We start from the raw sequence: 21,387 nt of genomic DNA, 5'->3' as shown, positions 1-21,387 counted from the left end.
GACAACCCTCTACTTGGCATAGTTGATGTGTTCTGGATAACTCGTACTGACAGTCACCTGCTGCCAAGCCTCCAAATCGGTTTTGACCCATTCCAGTTTTTCCTGAATCAGGCTGATGGCATCGGTGCCTAATGCCAGTCGCATCGGTGGATCAGGACTTTCCACAGCTTGAATGATAGCCTGCGCTGCTTTAGCAGGATCGCCCGGTTGCTGACCATCCATCTCTTTAAACCACTGCAATGAAGCACCACTCACCCCAGCATAGGCATCAATGGATTGTTCGGCTGCTGCTAGAGAGCGTCCGTTAAAATCTGTGCGAAATGCCCCAGGTTCAATTAAAGTCACTTTTACTCCAAAGGATTCAATCTCCTTAGCTAGAGCTTCAGACGTACCTTCCAGGGCAAATTTAGCGCCACAATAGAGACTGCTTCCACCAAATCCCACTATTCCGGCTGTGGACGACATATTTACAATGTGACCGCTGCCTTGCTGACGCATTACAGGCAAAACCGTTCGCATCAGACGCAGTGCCCCAAAGAAGTTAGTTTCAAAGAATTGGTGCATCTCCACATCACTGACTTCTTCAAGGGCGGCAATCAGTCCATGCCCCACATTGTTGACCAGTACATCAATTCGACCAAAGGTAGCGATCGCGGTATCAACAGCAGCTTGGATGTCTTGAGACGATGTTACATCCAGACGTACAGCCTTTGCAGTTTTTGGATAGTAGTCAATCAAAGCGCGAAGTTGCTCTGGTTCACGAGCAGTAGCCAGCAGGTAATCGCCCTTCTTCAACACAGCTTCTGCTAAGGCACGTCCGAATCCGGTTGAACAGCCTGTAATCAACCAAACTTTAGGAGCGACACGATTTTTGTCTGAGTTCATTTGCTTTCTCCAATTTATAAAGTGATGAGACACGCTTCATACTTCTGACGATAGGAGACAGCAATGTGACTGTCCAATATATATATGATCAGGATTAATAGGTTAAACATATAAGTCATGATAGAACTACGGCATCTGCACTACTTCATTGCGGTGGCTGAGGAACTGCACTTTAGTCGAGCAGCGGAGCGGTTGCACATTTCCCAACCGCCGCTCAGTCAGCAGATTCGCAGTTTGGAAGATGAACTCGGAGTCAAGCTGTTTGAACGAACGAAGCGGCAAGTGCATTTAACTGAAGCAGGCAGAGTGTTTTTAGAGCGCTCCTACCAGGTGTTAGCACAACTCGAACAGGCGATCGAAGCAACCCAACAGATTGGGAGGGGTGAGGTTGGACGGTTAGTGATCGGCTTTGTTGACTCTGCAATGTATACGTTGCTACCAGAGATTTTAAGGGTCTTTCGAGAACAGTTTCCGGCGGTAGAACTGCGATTGCATGAACTGACGACTGCTCAACAAATTCAAGCCCTGTTTGACAAGCAGATTGATGTCGGCATTGTTCGTTCTGCCATCAGCGAACCAGGTTTGAGTGCGGAGTGTCTTTTGCCAGAATCCTTGGTCTTGGCGTTGCCAGAAAAGCATCCGCTCTCTGCCCAAACTCAAGTGTCTCTCTCCTCATTGGCAGATGAATTCTTTATCCTGTTTCCTGCCAAACTAGGACCCCTCTTTTACGAGCAGATTATTCGCAGTTGTCAACAAGCTGGATTTCGTCCGAAAGTGGCTCAAGAGGCAGTTCAGATGCAGACGATCATCGGCTTAGTTGCAGCAGGACTGGGCATTGCGATCGTTCCCGCCTCCATGCAAAACTTCCACAGAAGCGGAGTCATTTACAGACCCTTACAAGAACAGATTCCTAAAACCGGACTTTACCTGACTTGGCGGCAGCATGATTCCTCACCAGTCGTCAGCACATTTCTCAGTTTGGCACGGAAGACGACATAAGGGGAGTCAACTCACCAACCCACTCAGCAATCGGCATAACAACTTTACTAGTGTTTTTTCCTTTGCAGATTATTGCCCCAAATTGAGTCTGCACTTTTGCCGCTTTATGTTCCTGTTCGAGACCTTATTTATCAGTTTTGACAGAGTAAGATCCGGATTTGGCATTTTATCTATCAAAACAAACCCATGAGAAACCGCTCTCTCATCCTGTAAGCAGACTTAGACCTGCCTTTAGAATTGAGATCAGCCAGATTAGAAGGTTGCGATCGCTACAGCTTGAGGCACTCGCGACAATTTTGCTATGATTGTCTTATTCGACTTAGGCGTACACCTGAGACTATAAATCTCGTTACCCCAACCCACACGAAGTAATCACGCTACGTTAGGTTGCAGTTTGGTCAAAAGGGTCTGTAGGCGTACCTTGATGAAACACCATTTGCCAGCCTGACGATTCTAGCCGCCAAATTGAGGAGCGGTTCGTGTGCCGGAATAACGCTCCCGATGCGTTCAGATGAGCCGAGCGGTAAGTGAGTAATGCGATCGAGTCTGAGAGTAGGTTGACCGCAAAGTCTTGGGCATAGATCTGCGGTGTCCGTAGATCGCTCGGCAGTGATGTCAGCATATGATCACGGGTGTAAGAAGCCCCTGATCGACCGAACTCTCTAAAGTCAGGCGCAAGCAGTTGTGCCAAGCGCTCTCGATTGCTACGGCACTCCGGTTGATGAAGTTCGCACTCTAATTCGCGCAATATAGACAGAATAGACAGAAGTGATAGGTTTTCCATCTGCAAATTGTTCGTTGAATTGGCTTAACTTTCTGAGACAAGATTATTTTCCGACTCGATCGTACAGAGAAATTGTAAATAATGCTGCTGCTGCGATCGCGGCGATCGTCCGAACATGATTCCAGAATGTCCAATCGGTCAGGTATCTTGCCCAGCGTGTTGCGCCTTCTGGACTGTCGGGTTTCACGGTTGCCAGAGCATCATTCAGCGGTACATTGAATGCGATCGTCACGCCGATCGTTCCAATCAGGTAAAGTAGACTACCTGCAAGCAAATAGAAAGCACTCGGTTGCTGCCATTTGAATAGAACAGCGATTGCTAGCAAGAGGCAGACAAAAGCTGTTCCAAACAAGGCGATCATGAACAATGGATTAATCGCTGTAATGTTGATCGATTGCATTGCAGCAATGCCTTGGGGTGGCTGGAGACGGGCGAGAGCAGGCATCACAAATGTGGAGAACGCGAAGAACACGCCTGCGACCAGTCCGCAGCCAAGAGCCGCGACAAGCATTAAAGGAAAACGCAAATTGTGAACGATTGCCATAAAGCCTCCTATGGATGAATGTCAGTTTAACGGACTGGAAAAAGGCAAAAGCAAGGTCGCTTCGTCTTCATTGTGCTAATCAATAACCTTTCCAGTTTAGGAAAACGATCGTTACTAAACTATCTAATTCTTGTGGCACTATCAAAATCTTGCGATTAAATTTGCAAACTTTTCGACAAAAGTAATTCCAGGATGAATACAATCAGAGCAAGATGCATTCGGTTTATATCATGAACACAACGGCTCATGACCCGACTCAACCCACCTGCCTACCGCTCTTGTCGAGCCAAGGCTGGGAAAACATTCTGGTTGAACAATTTCAAAATCCATCCGGAGAATGCAGGACGGATTACGGCGATGACCATGCAATTTGTCTGTCGCTCGCTCCTCGCCCAGTTCGCTTTCTGCAAGTGAAGGATGGCAGAACGCATTCGAGTCTATACGGGAAAGGGGATATTGTGATTACCCCAGCTAAGATGCCATTTTTTGCCCGTTGGGAGGGAGAGGATCACTATATGCAGATTCGCGTCGCCGCTCAATTCATCCAGCAAGTCGCAACAGAAGTACTGAAGATCAATCCCGATCGCTTGGAGTTACTGCCTGAATTTCGGACTCGCGATGCTCAGATCGAAGCGTTTACCCCTTCGGGGAACTGCGAAGCAAACGGCATTACGCCTTATCAATATCTGCTGCAACAACGGATTGAGCGGGCAAAGCAGTTATTGAAAAACAGCGACCCTTGCGGTATCTGCAAAGCAGCGCGCTCCATTATGGACATTGCTTTCCTGTGCGAATTCAACAGTCATAGCCATTTAAGCAAACAGTTTCGGCAATTTACAGGAGTAACACCGAAAGCCTACAGAGCAAATTAAAAAGACCCTAAAAGTAAAGGTGGCGAACCTTGATCCAAACACACTTCAGGAGAACTCATGTTTGATCACGTCGTATTCGGAGTCAGCGACTATGCAGCGAGCAAAGCGTTTTTCCTCAAGGCACTCGAACCGCTTGGCGTAGCTGTTGTCCTGGAGGGATCGCTCGGTGTCGAGCTTAGCCGCATAGACGGTGAATCTTCATTGTGCCTGTACCAAACCGAGGAGAAGCCAGCGCATCTTCACTTGGCGTTCACCGCCGAGAATCGCCAGCAAGTCGAAGCCTTCTATCGTGCGGCTCTAGAGGCGGGTGGTAAAGACAACGGCGCGCCTGGTCTGCGCCCCCACTACCACGCGAACTACTATGCAGCTTTTGTCATTGATCCAGACGGGCACAACATCGAAGTGGTTTGCCACGAACCTGAAACCTAACCCTTCGTTGTACTTGAAGGGTTAGGCAGACTAATTTTGCCTAGTTCCACTGCCAACCATCTGTTGATCCTAATTTTTAGCCGAATCGCTGGGCAATGAAAGAAGAAGAAATACCCGACAAGAATATCTTTATGATGTGCGAGGCATTGAATCGCAATGCTCTTACCGAACTGCCATCTCGCTATTCTATCAGGAGTTGCAGACCTGACGAGCTAGGCATATGGAAAACGATGCCCTTTGATGCTGCTGATTTGGCAGAAGAATATGAGGGGTTTATGTCCGATTATTTCACCACAACTTATGGCGGAAAGGAAGACCTCTTTTTTGCCAAAACTCTGTTCGTGTGTGATCAGCAAGATAAACCGATCGCCACTTGCTCAAGTTGGAAGGCGTACAACGAATTTAATACGATTCAATGGTTTAAAGTGCTAAAAGAGTACGAAGGGCAAGGGATTGGCAGAGCTTTGCTTTCAGTTATTATGCAGAAATTGGAAAGGCATGATTATCCTGTTTATCTTCATACACAACCCTCTAGTTTTCGGGCAATCAAGCTTTACTCGGATTTTGGGTTCTCGTTACTTTCAGGCGAGAATTTCGGCATCAGAAAAAACGATTTGGATGAATGTCTGCCGATTCTAGAAGAATTCATGCCGAAAGAATACTTTGAGAAGCTTAGAATTACTACTGCTCCCAAAGAGTTTGAAGATACAGTGAACCAATATGACACAAATCAATTCTGATATTGGAGATTCGGATAAGGGCAATTACCAAAGCGATTGTCAAAGGCTATCTGTCTTAACTCGGTTGGAGCGGACGTGCAAAGTCACTTCCTTCATTGTTCAAGTTGATAGTCGTCGCTCAATCTGCTCGATCGAGCCAACTGGAACCCTAACGCTGGCGACGCTCCCATCGCGATCGCGTAATTCGCCAATCCACCTCGCTCCACCCTCGCTCAGTCATCCAAGCAGAACCCGGACGAACCGCAACGACTTCTGCACCGCTCCACTCCGCCAGCCGAGCAATCCGCACATTTGCGCTTACGGTAGAGCCAGAGATCGCGGGTAGCTGGAGTTCTCTAAAGCCAAAATCGAGCAGGGCGCTTCCAACCTCGATCGCGTAGGCATAGCGCCCCCAATAGTCGGGCGCAAGCTCAATTCCCAGTTCCATCTCACCTGCATCACATTCTCTTCTCCGTAGTCCGCAGCAGCCGATTAGCACATCAGGTTCACGCCGTTGGACAATCGCAAGTTGGTAGCTAAGTCGAGGATGCTCAGAAGCCCAAGTGCAAAAGGTTTCAAACAAACGAGTTGAATGTTCGGGATTCGTTGCGCTGAGTTCGTAAAAGCTCTGACTACGGGGATCAGCTTGATAGTTCAAGAACTGCGATCGATCAGACTCAATGAAATCTCGCAGCAGAAATCTTGGGGTGATGATTTCCATACCTGCTTTAATGTTCAGCCTATCCAATGTAGCGTGTTAAACAACTGGTATGGTTGGCAAATTGAAACTCTGCGGAATCGCGCTACGTTGAGATGTATCCCATAGCCTGCAATTTTAGGATCAAGAAACAATGCGTAGAATCAAAGCCGCTTTAGGCAAACGGCTCAAACTGGAGTTCCTGACTATTTCTAGCCTTGCGCTGCTATTGCTTTGTAGTTTAGCAATTTGCATGATCGCCACTCAACCTAATGCAATCGCAGTTACACGATCGCATTAGGTTGAGCAAATTCAGACAGCACAGGCTCCCAATCTTAGCAAAGCCTTCCAAGAGTTGGGCATCGACGGCGCGATCGTCATCTACGATAAAAACCGCGATCGCTTCTATGAACACAACCCCTCACGCAACCGCACCGCCTTCTTTCCTGGCAGTACTTTCAAAATCCTGAATGCTTTGATTTCGCTAGAGACTGGAGTGATTCGAGATGATGTCACTGTGTTCACTTGGGATGGCATTGTGCGATCGATTCCGGCTTGGAATCGCGATACGAACTTACGTCAAGCGTTTAAGGATTCCACCGTGTGGTTTTATCAAGTGCTGGCACGTAAAAATGGGCATGACCGAATGCAAAAGTTTGTTCAGCAGGTCAACTATGGCAACCGTCAAATTGGAGCCGAGAACCAAATTGATCGCTTCTGGTTAGAGGGACCGCTACAAACTACGCCCAAGCAGCAGATCGAATTTCTGCAACGCCTGGAACGCAATGATTTACCCTTTTCACAACGCACGATCGATCTCGTCAAAGACATGATGGTCATTGAGCGCACTCCAAACTATACCTTGCGAGGTAAAACAGGCTGGATCGATTCGGTGAAGCCCAACGTGGGTTGGATTGTTGGGTATTTAGAACAAAATAACAATGTGTACTTCTTTGCGACGAATATCATCATGCCCAGTGCAAAAGAAGCTCCAAAGCGATTAGAACTGACTCGCCGGAGCTTCAAAGCATTAGGGTTGCTCTAGCATTGCATCGCACGGCTCATGTACGCGGCTAAAGCAGTATCGACTGCACCTCGGCTAGCAGCTTCAGATCCTTCTTGCTGATACATCGTGTTCAGCGATCGCGCAATTTCAGGATCGCAGCCTGTGAATTCTTCGATCAGCGATCTCCATCGTCGTGCCAGAACTTGCACCGATTCATCGGATGGATCAATCCCGTTTGCCATTGCAGTGCGCGCTTGCTCGATCAGATCTTGCCATTCTGCCTCAACTTGCCGAATTTGCTCCTGTCCAATCTGTTCCGCTCTCGCTTTGAGATAGTCCTGTTGTTCTGACGTGTAGTATTTTCCAATCATGGTTGTCACCTCGATAATTTGCACAAATTCATGAATTGAGATTGTTTCAGCCGCTTGTAAATGAGCCAAAATGGATTCAAGCTTGGTGTAAAGCTGCTGCTGGAGTGCCATCTGTTCTCTCAATTGCGACAGATGCAACTGCACCACATGATGCGGTGAGAACTGCTCTTGTCCTAGACAATCCCGGATCTGTTCTAGAGAAAAGCCAATCTGCCGTAGTGAGACAATCTGCTGCAAGCGAATAATGTCATCTTCGCCGTAGACGCGATAGCCTGCCTCCGTGCGCTGAGATGGCGATAGTAAGCCAATCTCATCGTAATAGTGCAACGTCCTCACTGAAACTCCAGTTTGTTTGGCGAGGTCGCCGACTTTGAATCCGGTTGCGTTACCGTTGGTTATCGCTGACATTTTCTCCTCTCCGCTCAATTCATGACCCTATGGTAGAAGCCTCACGCTACGTCAGAGTCAAGGGGCAATGCGAAAAAGTTGCGTCATGATGCTGTGTGCTGCTCGATTGCCTCAACGATCGTGAACCAATCGTCAGGATGCAGTTCCTGGTTCATAGCTGGTTGAGCGTCCAGTATCCCGGTGATCGTAACGAATCACGTATCGTCCCGCAGCAGCTAACTGACAACAGAACGCTTCCGACCACCAAACGCCTGAAGCCATTGCTCCCATGATTAATAAGATTGGAATGTCCTCTGGAGAACCAAAGGATTCTGAAAAAAGATGCACTCCGTTGTTACTAATCTGTTTACTTTCCATACGATACCCGATCCATCGCGTTCTTGTCATTTCATCCTAATGTAGCGATCTCAGCTTTGGCAGATTGCACAATGCGATCGCTTATTTTGTGACTTTCGTCAGGGCACGTCGGAGCAATTTTAGCCCATGATGAAAGAATGAATTAGCTCTGACTGGGACAGGGAATAACATTGAGATCCTGATGTACTTGACCTATGCACTCCTCCCGCCTGTTTCGCTGGATTTTTCGTTGGACAGAATGGCTATTACTTCTATCGATCGCTTTAGCAATTATCGTTCGTCTCTACAGACCGTACCAACATGAAGTCCCTCAGATTCAAATCCCGCTGTTACTCCTCACAATTTTAGGCATATTCTTTGCATTGAGTCTGAGCTTTCCAATCCATCGTCCGATGTGGCAAAGGCGGCTTTATCTCTGTGGTGAAATGCTGCTTCTGATGATCGCTCAATCGCTTGCCGCTCCGGGAGGGTTCTACAATCTCTTTTTCGTGTTTGTAGCGAAAAGCTGCTTCTTGTTACGAATGCAAGAAATGATCGTTTTATCCGTTGTAGCGGGAATTGTTTACATGATTGGAGGTTTTTGGTTTGTTACAACATCTGCGACGTTTCAGACCTTTCTGGCAACAGTCCAAAAGTGTGATTTTCTACCTCAAGGCTATAGGATCGATGATGTCTTGTTAGACCTAGTACCGCAACAAGCCACCTTCGTCGCCTTCAATGCCTTCATCATTTTGCTCAGCATCGTTTTGCATCAAGAACAAACAACGCGCCACAGAGCCGAGAAACTGGCTCAAGAAGTGGATGCTTTAGCCACCAAACTAGAACGGACTCGGATTGCTCGCGAAATTCATGACTCACTTGGACATTCATTAACCGATCTCGGTGTCAAACTCGAACTGGCTCAGACTTTGCGAGACCATCACCCAGAAAAAGCACTGCGATCGCTCGATTCGATCAAGCAAGTTGCGGATCAATGCCTTCAAAATGTTCGCTATTCCTTGCAAGCCTTTCGTCAAGATCACATTGACCTGACCCTTCGACTGGAACAATTGATTGAACAATTCAAGCGCACGAGTGCAGTTAGTTGTCCTGAACTATCGATCGATTGGCAGGTCAAGCTTCCAACGTTGTCTCTGCAAACCAGTCATCAACTTTATGCGATCGTGCAAGAAGGACTCACAAACATCCGCAAACATGCTCAAGCCTCACAGGTTCGCTTACACATGGGGACTGACGGTGAAAATCAGATTGTTCTGGAATTAGAAGATAATGGACGCGGGTTCGATCTCAGCGATCCACCGACTGGATTTGGACTGCGAGGCATTCGAGAACGAGTTGAGATCTTAGGCGGACAGTTTCAGATTGAAAGTATTCTACAACAAGGAACACGGCTACAAGTGAGGGTTCCGCAATGATTCGTCTACTGATCGCTGATGATCATCTTAGTTTTTGTCAATCCCTAGCAGACTTACTCTCGCTCCAACCCGATTTAGAAATTGTCGGGCAAGCCAGCAATGGTCAAGAAGCGATCGCACTCGCTCAATCGCTACAACCGGATGTCATTTTGATGGATGTTCAGATGCCGATTTGCGACGGTGTGCAGGCAACTCGCGAAATTCATCAACGCTACCCTTGGATTCGGATTCTCGTATTAACAACCTTTGATGATGATCAATACGTTCAGCAATGTTTGAATCAGGGTGCTTTGGGCTATTTGCTCAAAAATACTCCTGCCAAACAACTTGCAGCGGCAATTCATTCTGCCTTTGAAGGATACAGTCAACTCAGTCCCACGATCGCGGCAAAAATCTTTTCTCAGATGCGGCTTGTGACACCTCTATCAGAAGCTCAAAATGTGCAATTTAGCGATCGCGAACTCGAAGTTCTAAATCTGATTGCTCAAGGACTCAGCAATCGTGACATTGCAAAGCATCTCTTCATTTCCGAAGGAACCGTCAAGAACCACATCACTCGCATCTTAGGTGAACTCGGTGTTTCCAGTCGGCTCCAAGCGGCTCTATGGGCACAACAGACATTATAAAAGTAGGGTATTGAGGATTTTTTACAGATGCTGAAGACTTTGAAACGGATTGCACCTGCGATCGGACTGTTCTTTCTCTCACCCTTGGTTGGGGAATTTCTGTTAGGGAATATGTCGATTGATGTGCTGCTACCTGTCGGGTTGCCATTAGCTTCAACAATGTATGGGGGTGGCGCACTTTTGATCCGCGAAGTTACACGCCGTACTAAACGGGGCTGGCGGACGATGATCTTACTTGGATTAGCATATGCTGTGATTGTAGAAGGACTCGTCAATCAAACGTTATTCAACCCCTCGTTTTTCGGCTTCAACCTACTTGCTACTGCCTATATTCCTGCTATTGGCATGGGTGCATGGTGGACGCTGATGGTGTTGACCTTACATACCGTTTGGAGTACGAGTGTGTCGATCACACTGGTTGAAACCTTCGTTCCCAACCGTAGAACAACTCCCTGGTTAGGCAAAGTCGGTTTAGCAGTCACGACCCTTCTATTTTTCGTGGGTTCAGCCTTAACCGCTTTCTTTGTCTATTTCCAGGAAAATTTTCTAGCCTCTCCGCCACAGTTGATTGGGACTGCGATCGCGATCGTCTCCATTGTCGTTTTTGCCTTTAAAGTTCGTCCATATCCGCGATCCTTCGGAGCTTGGCGGAGCCAATCGCGGCTCACTGGCAAAGCGCCTAGTCCGAGAGTTGTGGGTCTAGTTTCGCTGCTCACGTCGAGTGTGTTTATGGCATCCAATTTAGTGGTTGATTTCGTTCCTGGCTGGGTACTCGTTGGGATGTACCTTGCGCTCTATGCTCTGATGATCAAACTTATCTCTCAGTGGTCACGATTAGCGCAAAGCGCAACTCCGCAGGAACCGACAGGATGGGGAAATGCTCACCAGTTAGCCCTTGCAGGTGGAGCATTGCTGACCTATGCCTGGTATGGGTTCCCTCAAGTTCCGACGATCGGTTCTAAAGGCGTTGTTGATTTGATCGGCAATGGCATCCTCGCGATCGGGGCGATTGTGCTGCTTGCAATCGCTAATCATACCGCATACCAGACAAATGCTGAGAAGGCTTGAATTCTTCAAGGCAAACGACAAGATTCTAGACGTTCGTACATACTTCAATCACTCGCTTAACTTGAAAGGGTTCGACGGTAAGAGTCTTAACACTATAGTGGTTAATCACCTCGTTGATTGCCACCTGAACTTCATTTCGACCAGATGCTTCAAATGAGTTCTGCCAAGCCTCTTTTGAGTGCCATTGCGCGTAGTTGACAACCCGCTTTCCATCCTCACTGGCATGGAAACTGGCAGAAATGAACCCAGCATAATTTTTGAAGTACTGTTCAACTTGATCAGCGATCGCATCAATAAATGCCTGTTGCTGTGATGGAGTGACTTCAAATTCAATCAGAACCGTGAAGAATTGATTTTGGCGTTGTTGCATGAATAAGAGTTGCGGAGCGGCGATGTGATAGGGTTGCAGTACCACCGACAAACCTTTACAGCCATGAGCTACCGCATCCGCAACGGGTCTGAATATAACGCTGGCTTGAAGCAAAGAGGAAGCCTGACATTCTGGATCGAAGACCGGGTTCTAGAATCCTGGATCGTGCCGAAGTTGAGCGGGAATCCTGGAGCCTCGGTGTTTTATAGCGACTTAGCCATCCAAACGATCGCGACGCTGAGCGCGATATACGGTTTAGCTGGACGGCAGTGCCAGGGGTTTGTCGAATCGCTGTTTGAATTGATGGGCATCGACCTGCCGGTGCCTGACCACAGTACGGTGTCGCGGCGACTGGGCAAATTATCGATCGACCTGCCGGTGCGAGCGAAAACCGAAGCAAGGCATGTGGTGGTGGATTCAACGGGGGTGAAAGTGTATGGCGAGGGAGAATGGAAGACCCGGCAACATGGCATCAGTAAACGGCGGACTTGGCGCAAACTGCATCTGGGTGTGGATGAACAAACAGGCGAGATTTTAGCGGCGACCGTGACCAGCAATGACCTGGGTGACGGACAGATGTTACCAGAGTTACTTGACCAAATTGAGGGCGAGATCGACCAGGTTTCAGGAGATGGAGCCTATGACCAAAAGCAATGCTATGACGCGATTCGAGACCGCAAAGCCAGGGCAACCATCCCCCCGCGACGCGGCGCGAAAATCTGGCAGCATGGCAATTGCAAATCAGAACGCCACAACCGAGATGAGAATCTTCGACGCCTCCGCAAAGTTGGACGCAAAGCTTGGAAGCAAGAAAGCAACTATCATCGGCGATCGATCGCGGAAACCACCATGTTTCGGTTCAAGACGATTTTTGACGGCAGTGTGCATTCGCGCAAGTTCGACAATCAAGCGGTGGAATTGTTCATCAAATGTGCCGCGCTCAATCGCTTGATCCAGATCGCGAAGCCCGATAGCTATCAAATTGAAGCTTAGTTGTTCGCTCGTTCAAGCCGATGTCTGCCTTTTTGTGATTCATGCAACAAAGCCCCTCGCATTCGTAACTGGAAGGATTTAACGTTCTATCGTCCTCATGCTTCTGCACGTTGTTATCGTCATGTTGATTCTCTGTTCACAGATACGGTTAATTGGGAGTTAATTGAAACCTATTTGCCGGATATGTTACGGGTAGCGCTTTCGGTTAAAATGGGAAAGTGCAATGCTTCAACGGTGCTGCGAAAGTTGAGCACTAATAGTAGCAAGAACAAGCTTTACCAGGCTTTTCATAGCTTAGGCTGTGCGGTTAGAACAGGTTTTCTGCTCCAGTATCTCAATGACGCGCAGTTACGAGCGACAATTCAGGCGGCAACGAATAAAAGTGAATCTTTCAATAACTTTGTGCAATGGCTGTCCTTTGGCGGTGAGGGGGTTCTGAGTGCGAATAATCGAGAGGAGCAGCGCAAAATGATTCGCTACAATCATCTGGTGGCAAATTGCTTGATTTTCTACAATGTCTTTGAGATTAGCCGCATCCTCAATGAGTTGATGCAAGAGGGCTATCCTGTGGAAGTGGAGGCAGTAGCGGCTCTGAGTCCTTACTGGACACAACACGTTAACCGTTTTGGGCGCTATGACCTCAACCTCAATCGGTGCCCGCCACCCATCGATTATGAGACTCCAGTAGTACAAGATCTCAAACCCTGAAACCCTCTCCTACTCAGCCTTTGTTGCCCCTCATGATAGGAAATTACACGAATCGTTGCCATACCCGTTACTGGGTTGGCGAGGATCTCTCAGTCCAGCAATCGCTCGATTCAGATACGACATTAACACCCCAAAACTGAGCGGTTGCGACTCCATGATTTGACCCTGATGATATACTTCTCTATCCTCCTAGTCACTGACCAGGTTGTCAAAATCTGAATTTGGAATTGCTGCGATGAATCTGATTAACTGCAATGGAAAGTGGAGTCGGTTCCAGCTAGGTTATAAGCATCTGTCTAAATCACTCCTATGGCAACCCATAATTTTCTCAAGCAGGCTTTAGGACGGCTACTGAATCACAGCGGGCAGCCTAAAGTCACAGCGGGTTCACCTGCCAAAGTTTCACAAATCTTGGTCAAGATGGCTCAAGCTGACGTGGAAACTGTGCTGCGATCGCTATCTTCTTCTCCGGTGGGATTAAGTCTACAAGAATCCCAGCGACGAATCGAGCAGTATGGGCTGAATGAAATTGCGAACGAGAAACTGCCGAAGTGGTACGTTCAATTCTTCAAAACGTTTTACAATCCACTGGTGATTCTGTTAATCACGCTGGCATTGATTTCACTGGTAACGGGTGATGCTAGAGCCGCTGCCATTATCTTGCTCATCGTCGTGTTCAGTGTTCTGCTGCGGTTTTCTCAAGAGTTTCGCTCTAGCCTTGCCGCTACCAAGCTGAGAGAAATGGTCACGAATACCGCGATGGTCAGCCGAAGCGATCGACCTCAAATTGGCGAGATCCCGCATCATCCGCCAAGTGAAACCCAACAGCAAGACATTCCAATCAAGTTTCTTGTGCCTGGAGATGTGGTGCATCTTTCTGCTGGAGATATGATTCCGGCGGATGTGCGAGTGCTTTCCGCAAGAGATTTATTTGTGAGCCAAGGAACGCTGACAGGCGAATCCTTACCGATCGAGAAACACGCCATTTTGCCCGATGAGGAATCTGCACTCAACAATCCTCTAGAACTGACGAATCTATGTTTCATGGGGACAACCATTGTCAGTGGGACAGGAATGGCGATCGTGGTCGAGACAGGCGGAAATACGTATCTTGGCTCGATCGCCAAAACGGTTGTTGGTCAAAAAGCGATGACTAGCTTTGACAAAGGCGTGAATGGGGTCAGCTTTTTGCTGTTGCGCTTTATGTTGGTCATGGCTCCCGTAGTCTTTTTAATCAATGGATTGGTCAAAGGTACCTGGATTGAAGCGTTCTTTTTTGCGCTCTCGGTTGCGGTTGGGTTAGCTCCAGAAATGTTACCGATGATTGTTACGGCGAACTTGGCGCGAGGCGCGATCGCGATGTCCGACAAGAAGGTGATTGTCAAAAACCTGGATGCGATTCAAAGCTTTGGAGCAATGGACATTCTTTGTACCGATAAGACAGGAACCCTAACTCAAGATAAGATTGTCCTCAAGCGACATCTGAACATCAAGGGTGACGAAGATGATACGGTGCTGGAGTTCGCCTATCTCAATAGCTACTATCAAACCGGGTTAAAGAACCTCCTTGATGTTGCGGTACTAGAACATATTGATGTGCTCGGCGAATGTCTGTTGTAGTCGAAGAACAACAACATCACCATGAGCTAATTTGCAAAGGAGCCGTTGAAGAAATTCTTCAAGTGAGTACTCAAGCCAAAGTCGGAGATCAGATTCTCTCGATCGACGAAACGATCAATCAGCAAGTTACCCAACTGAAGCGAGAGCTAAACGAAGATGGCTTTCGAGTCGTTGCTGTTGCTTACAAAGAACTTCCGCTGGATCAAACTCAGTACTCTGTTGCGGATGAACGTGACCTAATTCTAATGGGGTTTATTGCTTTCCTCGATCCGCCCAAAGATTCTGCGGCAGCGGCATTGAAGGCGCTCGATCGACATGGGGTTCAGGTCAAAGTTTTGACGGGGGACAATGAGATTATTTCCCGCAAAATCTGTAAAGATGTGGGCTTATATGTTCACCACATTCTATTAGGCAACGAAATCGAGACGCTTTCAGATGATGAACTCACTGCCCTTGCTGAAACGACAACTGTGTTTGCTAAACTCTCTCCGATACAAAAAGCGAGAGTGATCGAAGTGCTACGACGCAAGGGACACATTGTTGGATTTATGGGCGATGGCATCAATGATGCTGCGGCACTCCGAACCGCTGATGTGGGGATCTCGGTGGATACGGCTGTAGACATTGCGAAGGAATCCGCCGGTATCATTCTGTTAGAAAAGAGCTTGTTAGTGCTAGATCAAGGCGTGATTGAGGGGCGCAAAACCTTTGCTAACATCATGAAATACATCAAGATGGGCACGAGTTCCAATTTTGGCAATATGTTCAGTGTGTTGGGCGCGAGTGCCTTGTTACCCTTCTTGCCGATGCAGCCTGTCCAGATTTTGATCAATAATCTGCTGTATGACTTTTCCCAAACCGGGATTCCGTTTGACAATGTAGATGCAGAGTATTTGACGAAACCGCGCAAATGGCAGATTGGGAACATCCAGCGGTTTATGATCTACATTGGTCCAATGAGTTCGATTTTTGATTATGTGACTTATGCAGTGATGTGGTTTGTGTTCGGGGCGAATACGGTGCAGGAACAGGCATTATTTCAAACGGGTTGGTTTGTGGAAAGTCTGCTGACACAAACGTTGATTGTTCACATCATTCGCACTGCCAAGATCCCAATGATTCAAAGCCGACCCGCGTTACCGATGTTGTTGCTGACGCTCACGATTATGGCGATCGGAATAAGTCTGCCGTTTTCGCCGATCGGCGCTAGCTTAGGCTTTGTTCCGTTGCCTGCCAGTTACTTTCTCTGGTTAGTATTGATTCTATCGAGCTACTGTGTGCTAACGCAGTTTGTCAAAACCTGGTTTATCAAAAAGTATAGTTATGACTAAGTTGCTATCTTGTGTTTTTATTGAAGCACTTCAACTGCTCAAACCAGAGTAAGCTGATTGCTCCACCTGCGAAACAGATTGCCAGATCGATCGGATGCAGAAATGAGAAACTGAACAATTGGCGCAAAAAGGGAATATAAAGCACGATCGCAAGAAAAAATAGCCCCCCTCCGATGACCCACCACAATGCAGCATTGGGGGATTGTAGGACTTTGAGACTAAGGCGCGATGAAGACCGTTCACTCAGAATTAAGCCTAAATTTGCCAGAATCAATGTGGTGAACGTTAACGCGCGAGCATCAAGTTCTCCTTGTCCGCGATAGAGTGTGATCACAAAAATCGCCAGCACGATCGCTAAAATTCCGCTGCCTTGCAACACTGCTAACCCCAACGTTTTCCTACCAAACAACGGCTCTTTAGAATTGCGAGGAGGACGATTCATCACATTCGCTTCTGCGGGTTCGGCTTCTAAAACAATCGAACAAGCAGGATCAATAATCAAGTGTAGAAAAGCAACGTGAACCGGAAGTAACACTAAGGGCAACTTAAACAACACGGGAATCAGAGACATTCCAGCGATCGGAATATGAATCGCGAGCAGATACGCCATTGCTTTGCGGAGATTGTCAAAAATTCGCCGTCCGAGTTTGACTGCTTTTACGATCGACGAAAAATCATCCTCCAGTAACACTAATGCCGCAGACTCACGCGCCACATCTGTACCTCGATACAGAACTCGACCAGTTCATGTACGGCTTCGGGCAGCGGCTCTTTGGAATGCAAACTCACATCATACGGGTGTTCTAAATGGATGTAGGGCAATAGCTGTTGCACCGCCATTTGATTGAGCGTTAACGTTCCCGTTTTATCCACACACAGCACAGTTGTGGAACCCAAAGTTTCAACAGCGGAAGCCCGACGCGCTAAGACTTGTTTTTGGGAAATGCGCCAAGCGCCTAAGGCTAGAAAAATTGTCACCACTACCGGAAATTCATTCGGCAAGATTGCCATCGCTAATGTAATTCCTGCGAGGACTCCTTTAAGCCAGTCGTCTCGCGTCAGTCCATAAACGATGACGATCGCAACACACAAAAATAGCGCAACGCCAAACAAACGACTCACCAACCGCGTCATTTCCCGCTGTAATGCAGTTGCTTCTGGCTTCACGTTCTGTAGGGCATTGCCAATCTTGCCCATCTCTGTCTGAGCGCCGATCGCTTGAACTTGAACGATTCCCGTCCCTGAACCACTAACGTTCCAGAATAGACAAACGGCGTTGCCTCTCCTCCTGGACGCGCCATCTTCACCTCGCCCACCGCAACAACCTTGCGAACGGGCAAAGATTCTCCAGTTAACAATGACTCATCGGTTGAGAGATTGGTGCAATCCAGCACGATCGCATCCGCCGGGACGCGATCGCCTTCTGCCAACACCAGGAGATCTCCCTGCACGACTTCTCGCCCTGCAATTCGTTTTCGCACTCCATCTCGAATCACCAACGCACGAGGACTCGATAGATCGCGCAACGCTTCTAGAGCATGTTCGGTCTTGCCTTCTTGATACAGGCTGATTCCCATAATGAAAAAGACGAAACCGAGCAAAATCACGGCTTCCTGCACGTCACCTAAAATTAGATAAATGACACCACCGCCGACCAGCAGGAGGAAGATCGGATCTTGAATGGTGTCCCAAGCGATCAACCAAAGACTGCAAGATTGAGCCGAGGGCAATTCATTGTAGCCATCGTGTTTGAGCCGAGCGAGTGCTTCTTGCTCAGATAAGCCAGGAGTCGGGTTGAGAGCATCTTGAAACATCTTGATTCCGCTTTTTCAAATAAAAAAGTCAAGTCCGCCTTGATGTTAAGTCCAAAAGTTGAGGAAGCTGTGAGGTGAATAAGGGACGAGCGAGAAAATAAAGTACCAGATAGTTGACAGCAACACACAAATCTAGACTTTCGTGATTGGTACATTATTAAATTGCAAGTCCCTTATCCATGACTACAACGCATCCTTACCTGTTTAGGACTACCCAGTGCTACAAGTGTAAGCAGTGCGGTCGCCAATTTCTCGAATCGTACCGCCCTTGGGCTTACTCGGATGATGTCAAACAACTGTGCATCAAAATGTATCTCAATGGCATGGGATTGCGCGGGATCGAGCGCGTCACCGAGATTCATCACACCACTGTGATGCACTGGATTCGAGCAGCGGGACATTGACTGCCTGATGCTCCTGAAGCGGAAGAAATCCCAGAAGTCACCGACCTGGATGAACTGCAAACTTTCGTGGGAAACCAGCGTAACAAAGTCTGGATTTGGACAGCCGTTAACCACAAGCAAGTGGGAATTCTCACCTGGGTGATAGGCGATCGCAGTGCCGCAACCTTCCAGGTCTTATGGCTAATTGTCCAGTGCTGGCACTGTTTTTTCTACGTGACCGCCGGGTGGAAGGTCTATGCGATGTTCATTGAGGAGAGGGATCAGATCGTCAGCAAGACCTACAGGACTCGCGTGGAGGAGGAGAATGCCCGCCTGCGGCATTACTTGGCGCGATTGCACCGCAAAACCTTGTGTTACTCCAAATCGGTTGAGATGTTGAAATGTTCACTTCGCTGACTGCTTGACTATTTGAAGTATGGGACAGTTCCTGTGCAAGTCTAATCCATTACAGTTTCAGCAACGCCCTTTTTTCTTAACGAACGCTTTCGTTCCTTGGTAGCTCAGATATTGGACTAACTTCGCGATCGCCCCAGTCCCTGTAACCAACTCAACCACTCCATCAACTCTGAGTCTGTCAGCATCGCCTGACTGATTTTACCAAAGCGGTGGTTGAGTGCCTCCCTAACTTGAACGGTTGTCCAGCCCAACCGTTGCCGATGGACGCTGATTTGCGCCAAGACATCTGAAAGGTCTGCAACCTCTAAACTCTCTTCATCGATTGGTTCTGCTGTCTCCTGCTCAAATTCCCCTAAACTGATCGCCGGCCGAGCCAAATGCTCTACTTGTCGCAGCAGCGCCTTTCCCATCGGAAGATCTGTCAATCCCTCGGTTCCTCTTTGCTGGGGTTGGTCACGGGGTTCAGGAATATTCAGAATACCTGGATTGGAACTTGCCCACTGCTGTGCCTCTGCTATCAAGATTGGATCGCCGGAATCCCAATACTGCTGCATTCGCTGAATTTGCGCGGCTTTAGCCTCCTCCCGTTTGCACGGCTTGCCTTGTGTCTGTTTCGCTGCTTCCCGGTCAGCCTGGTTCTGTTCCTGAATCTCGAACAGAATCTGTTGAACATAGCGAATTCCTTCTAATTCTCCCTGCTGATCTGGTGAGTAACTTGGGGAATCAGCACTAACGAACTCGCTCACTTCCTTATCTAGCAAGCGATTACCGTCTGTTAGAGAGTGATCAGCCCCTAAAGAATCCTTGAAGCTATTACTGGTTAGGCTATTACCGTCATTTTTGGATAATAAGCTTACAAGGCTTTTCTCAATAGATGCGCCTCCAGCGCAATCTATTGAGGAGACTGTTAATGTGTTTGGGGGGTCTGGGGGGTTTTCCACAAGGTGCGCGGGATGCCAGAGGTCACGATGCCGATAGAGGGAACCCCCACCGATGCCGTAGCTGGTGAGGGTATGAAACCGGGCGGTTGCATTAGCAGGCAGAGTGCCTTTGTTCAGTAAGTCGGCGATCGCTTGGCGAATCCGTTCTCGTGCTGCCTGCGATCGCTGCTGATTCCAGGTCAGCGCCTCTTCGTCTGTCGCTGTAATGAGTTCTGTGGGAGCTTGCTTGGATTGCCCAAAAGGGAAATAATGGCTGGCTTCTACACACTGCGCCCACTCTTCCGCCCGATGCTCAATTTCACTTTGGTGGCGACACCACTCTTCATACCCAGGGAGGGATTCAGCAACTCGCACGATGTCATTCACCAGTGCTTTGCCTGCCAGCGGTTCACACCCGTACAGCAAATGCCCAAAGATGTAGCTCCGCATGGCAATCCGACCCAGGAGATAATTAGTCTGTCCAGAGCCGCTCCAACCGGCTTCGATGTCGGCATTCAGGTCATTGAGGAACTTGTCCGCTTTACCAGAAAGGCAGTAGCGTTTGCGTCTGGCTGCTTTGAGTACCCGTTGAAGGATTTTGGCATTGATATCATTACGGCGTTGGGCAAATCGCCACTGTTGCACAAAAGTCGTTTGGTTGCTGTTGGTCAACTCCCAGTCATCACTCAAGATGTAGGAACCTGCTTGCATGGGCAACCGATGGGCAGCATACAGATTGGGAGTTCCCTCCGTGACGAACAACCGGACATTCGGGAAAAGTTCCAGTTGTCCAAGAGCTGGCTTCAAACCTCCGTTCTCCAAAACAGCTTGCAGTGCGAGGGATAGTTCCCAGGTTTTCTGAGGTTGTTCAAACGGGAAATAGAGGTGAATCCCACCGCTGTAGCTGGAGGTGCAGGCGATATAGCTGACTAACCCCAGTGGTTCAAGTTCCGCCAAGATGCGAGAGATAGCGAAGGGATCTCGTTTGGGGTGGTAAATGCTGCCTGCATCAATATCCAGTAAGCAATATTGAGTTTCCGCACCAAAGCGAACGCCGTAAAGAAAGGCTCCCTGGTGGATCAAGCGATCGCTCAGGGGATGGCGGCTCTCAGTCTTCCACTCAACCTTGCCTTTTGGATCTGGATGCTCTGCCCAAATGTAGTCATAGCGATGGAGAAAAAGCGAGAGAAACTCGTCATCCCACTCCTGGATGTACTGGAATTGGTTGAAGTTTACTGTTTTCGCAAGAATCATAGCGGCTCCTTAGATAAGTGGAGCCGGGACAGTTTAGCCATAGCCACAGAGAGTGTAGAGGTGAGTCAGAAAGCCTACCCAGACTTCGCATTTGACCAATTGCGCTGTCCTAGCTTTCTGCCCAAGGCGATATTGCCGATTTCTCTAGCCGCTGATTTCTTTAGCTTAAGTAGGGGTTAAACCGTTAAAGCTTTCAGGTGTAACGGTTTGTGTGCATGGGATTTAGCAACCTGCTCACTGGCAAAACTACGAGTTTTTGCAAAATGACAGGAAAAATTTGCATAAATAACCCTGCTACCTCTTGCACATTGCGATAGAGGTAGTATCCTAAATGTAGATGCACAAAAGTACCCCACCAATTCTGAAGCTTGGTTTTGAAATCCAAAGCTTGTTTCAG

At 48.1% G+C, this 21,387-nt stretch carries 22 protein-coding genes and 2 pseudogenes; 14 read left to right on the top strand and 10 right to left on the bottom strand.

All coding sequences use genetic code 11. The features are described from left to right. Positions 1-9: 9 nt before the first annotated feature. On the bottom strand, positions 10-885 hold the full coding sequence (locus tag ACKFKF_RS15775) for an oxidoreductase (RefSeq protein ID WP_446868546.1): 876 nt from the start codon (positions 883-885) through the stop codon (positions 10-12). A 117-nt stretch (positions 886-1,002) separates the two neighbouring features. On the opposite strand from ACKFKF_RS15775, the gene ACKFKF_RS15770 reads away from it, so the two are divergent. Beyond that, on the top strand, positions 1,003-1,884 hold the full coding sequence (locus ACKFKF_RS15770; RefSeq protein WP_446868545.1) for a LysR substrate-binding domain-containing protein: 882 nt from the start codon (positions 1,003-1,005) through the stop codon (positions 1,882-1,884). 382 nt (positions 1,885-2,266) lie between these two features. On the opposite strand, the gene ACKFKF_RS15765 is transcribed toward ACKFKF_RS15770, so the two are convergent. Both ACKFKF_RS15765 and ACKFKF_RS15760 read right to left on the bottom strand, forming a co-directional pair. Then, the gene (locus ACKFKF_RS15765; RefSeq protein ID WP_446868544.1) at positions 2,267-2,668 is read right to left on the bottom strand and encodes a nuclear transport factor 2 family protein; all 402 of its coding nucleotides are present in this window, start codon (positions 2,666-2,668) and stop codon (positions 2,267-2,269) included. Between the two features lie 43 nt (positions 2,669-2,711). Then, positions 2,712-3,212, bottom strand: coding sequence for an anthrone oxygenase family protein (locus ACKFKF_RS15760; protein WP_446868543.1), 501 nt, complete (start codon positions 3,210-3,212; stop codon positions 2,712-2,714). 230 nt (positions 3,213-3,442) lie between these two features. Here ACKFKF_RS15760 and ACKFKF_RS15755 point away from each other — a divergent pair, with 230 nt between their 5' ends. From ACKFKF_RS15755 to ACKFKF_RS15745, 3 genes are all read left to right on the top strand, one after another. After that, the gene (locus ACKFKF_RS15755; RefSeq protein WP_446868542.1) at positions 3,443-4,084 is read left to right on the top strand and encodes a helix-turn-helix transcriptional regulator; all 642 of its coding nucleotides are present in this window, start codon (positions 3,443-3,445) and stop codon (positions 4,082-4,084) included. A 57-nt stretch (positions 4,085-4,141) separates the two neighbouring features. Then, on the top strand, positions 4,142-4,513 hold the full coding sequence (locus ACKFKF_RS15750; protein WP_446868541.1) for a VOC family protein: 372 nt from the start codon (positions 4,142-4,144) through the stop codon (positions 4,511-4,513). Between the two features lie 95 nt (positions 4,514-4,608). After that, entirely contained in the window at positions 4,609-5,253 is a 645-nt protein-coding gene (locus tag ACKFKF_RS15745) for a GNAT family N-acetyltransferase (protein ID WP_446868540.1), read from the top strand. 148 nt (positions 5,254-5,401) lie between these two features. On the opposite strand, the gene ACKFKF_RS15740 is transcribed toward ACKFKF_RS15745, so the two are convergent. Further along, positions 5,402-5,953, bottom strand: coding sequence for a GNAT family N-acetyltransferase (locus tag ACKFKF_RS15740; RefSeq protein ID WP_446868539.1), 552 nt, complete (start codon positions 5,951-5,953; stop codon positions 5,402-5,404). 130 nt (positions 5,954-6,083) lie between these two features. Between ACKFKF_RS15740 and ACKFKF_RS15735 the strand changes: the two genes are divergently transcribed. Together ACKFKF_RS15735 and blaOXA are read left to right on the top strand one after the other, a co-directional pair. Further along, positions 6,084-6,230, top strand: coding sequence for a hypothetical protein (locus ACKFKF_RS15735; RefSeq protein WP_446868538.1), 147 nt, complete (start codon positions 6,084-6,086; stop codon positions 6,228-6,230). 9 nt (positions 6,231-6,239) lie between these two features. After that, a complete protein-coding gene (gene blaOXA / locus ACKFKF_RS15730) occupies positions 6,240-6,974 on the top strand; it encodes a class D beta-lactamase (RefSeq protein WP_446868573.1) in 735 nt (244 codons plus the stop codon). Here blaOXA and ACKFKF_RS15725 read toward each other — a convergent pair. Both ACKFKF_RS15725 and ACKFKF_RS15720 read right to left on the bottom strand, forming a co-directional pair. Further along, positions 6,971-7,714, bottom strand: coding sequence for a MerR family transcriptional regulator (locus ACKFKF_RS15725; protein WP_446868537.1), 744 nt, complete (start codon positions 7,712-7,714; stop codon positions 6,971-6,973). The genes blaOXA and ACKFKF_RS15725 overlap by 4 nt on opposite strands. Before the next feature lie 132 nt (positions 7,715-7,846). After that, complete coding sequence (locus tag ACKFKF_RS15720) at positions 7,847-8,071, bottom strand: alpha/beta fold hydrolase (RefSeq protein ID WP_446868536.1); 225 nt, start codon at positions 8,069-8,071, stop codon at positions 7,847-7,849. A gap of 194 nt (positions 8,072-8,265) precedes the next feature. Between ACKFKF_RS15720 and ACKFKF_RS15715 the strand changes: the two genes are divergently transcribed. Genes ACKFKF_RS15715 through ACKFKF_RS15705 form a run of 3 tightly spaced genes read left to right on the top strand, consistent with a single transcriptional unit; the run spans position 8,266 to position 11,180 of the window. Further along, a complete protein-coding gene (locus ACKFKF_RS15715; protein WP_446868535.1) occupies positions 8,266-9,486 on the top strand; it encodes a sensor histidine kinase in 1,221 nt (406 codons plus the stop codon). Continuing rightward, positions 9,483-10,112, top strand: coding sequence for a response regulator (locus tag ACKFKF_RS15710; RefSeq protein WP_446868534.1), 630 nt, complete (start codon positions 9,483-9,485; stop codon positions 10,110-10,112). The genes ACKFKF_RS15715 and ACKFKF_RS15710 overlap by 4 nt, the downstream gene beginning before the upstream one ends. Positions 10,113-10,139: 27 nt before the next feature. Then, a complete protein-coding gene (locus ACKFKF_RS15705; RefSeq protein WP_446868533.1) occupies positions 10,140-11,180 on the top strand; it encodes a hypothetical protein in 1,041 nt (346 codons plus the stop codon). A 25-nt stretch (positions 11,181-11,205) separates the two neighbouring features. Here ACKFKF_RS15705 and ACKFKF_RS15700 read toward each other — a convergent pair whose 3' ends face one another. Beyond that, positions 11,206-11,550: an antibiotic biosynthesis monooxygenase family protein gene (locus ACKFKF_RS15700; RefSeq protein ID WP_446868532.1), complete on the bottom strand. Its 345-nt coding sequence runs from the start codon at positions 11,548-11,550 to the stop codon at positions 11,206-11,208. A 63-nt stretch (positions 11,551-11,613) separates the two neighbouring features. Between ACKFKF_RS15700 and ACKFKF_RS15695 the strand changes: the two genes are divergently transcribed. The 4 genes from ACKFKF_RS15695 (at position 11,614) to mgtA (ending at position 16,202) form a co-directional block, all read left to right on the top strand. After that, positions 11,614-12,543: an IS5 family transposase gene (locus ACKFKF_RS15695; protein WP_446868572.1), complete on the top strand. Its 930-nt coding sequence runs from the start codon at positions 11,614-11,616 to the stop codon at positions 12,541-12,543. Then, positions 12,544-13,251, top strand: a complete 708-nt coding sequence (locus tag ACKFKF_RS15690; protein WP_446868531.1) for a Tn3 family transposase — start codon at positions 12,544-12,546, stop codon at positions 13,249-13,251. A gap of 309 nt (positions 13,252-13,560) precedes the next feature. After that, complete coding sequence (locus tag ACKFKF_RS15685; RefSeq protein WP_446868530.1) at positions 13,561-14,871, top strand: HAD-IC family P-type ATPase; 1,311 nt, start codon at positions 13,561-13,563, stop codon at positions 14,869-14,871. Continuing rightward, positions 14,859-16,202, top strand: a complete 1,344-nt coding sequence (gene mgtA / locus ACKFKF_RS15680) for a magnesium-translocating P-type ATPase (protein WP_446868529.1) — start codon at positions 14,859-14,861, stop codon at positions 16,200-16,202. Before ACKFKF_RS15685 ends, mgtA begins: the two co-directional genes overlap by 13 nt. 4 nt (positions 16,203-16,206) lie before the next feature. Here mgtA and ACKFKF_RS15675 read toward each other — a convergent pair whose 3' ends face one another. Then, a complete protein-coding gene (locus ACKFKF_RS15675) occupies positions 16,207-16,917 on the bottom strand; it encodes a cation transporting ATPase C-terminal domain-containing protein (protein WP_446868528.1) in 711 nt (236 codons plus the stop codon). Continuing rightward, positions 16,893-18,016 (bottom strand): annotated as a pseudogene (locus tag ACKFKF_RS15670) (HAD-IC family P-type ATPase). The gene ACKFKF_RS15675 and the pseudogene ACKFKF_RS15670 overlap by 25 nt, the downstream one beginning before the upstream one ends. Positions 18,017-18,195: 179 nt before the next feature. Here ACKFKF_RS15670 and ACKFKF_RS15665 point away from each other — a divergent pair. Then, positions 18,196-18,816 (top strand): annotated as a pseudogene (locus ACKFKF_RS15665) (IS1 family transposase). A 116-nt stretch (positions 18,817-18,932) separates the two neighbouring features. On the opposite strand, the gene ACKFKF_RS15660 reads toward ACKFKF_RS15665, so the two are convergent. After that, a complete protein-coding gene (locus ACKFKF_RS15660; protein WP_446868527.1) occupies positions 18,933-20,990 on the bottom strand; it encodes a hypothetical protein in 2,058 nt (685 codons plus the stop codon). Positions 20,991-21,387 lie beyond the last annotated feature (397 nt).

Source organism: Phormidesmis sp. 146-12, assembly GCF_052939495.1.
The sequence above is the reverse complement of the archived record's forward strand: the minus strand, read 5'-3'. Positions and strand labels throughout refer to the sequence as shown.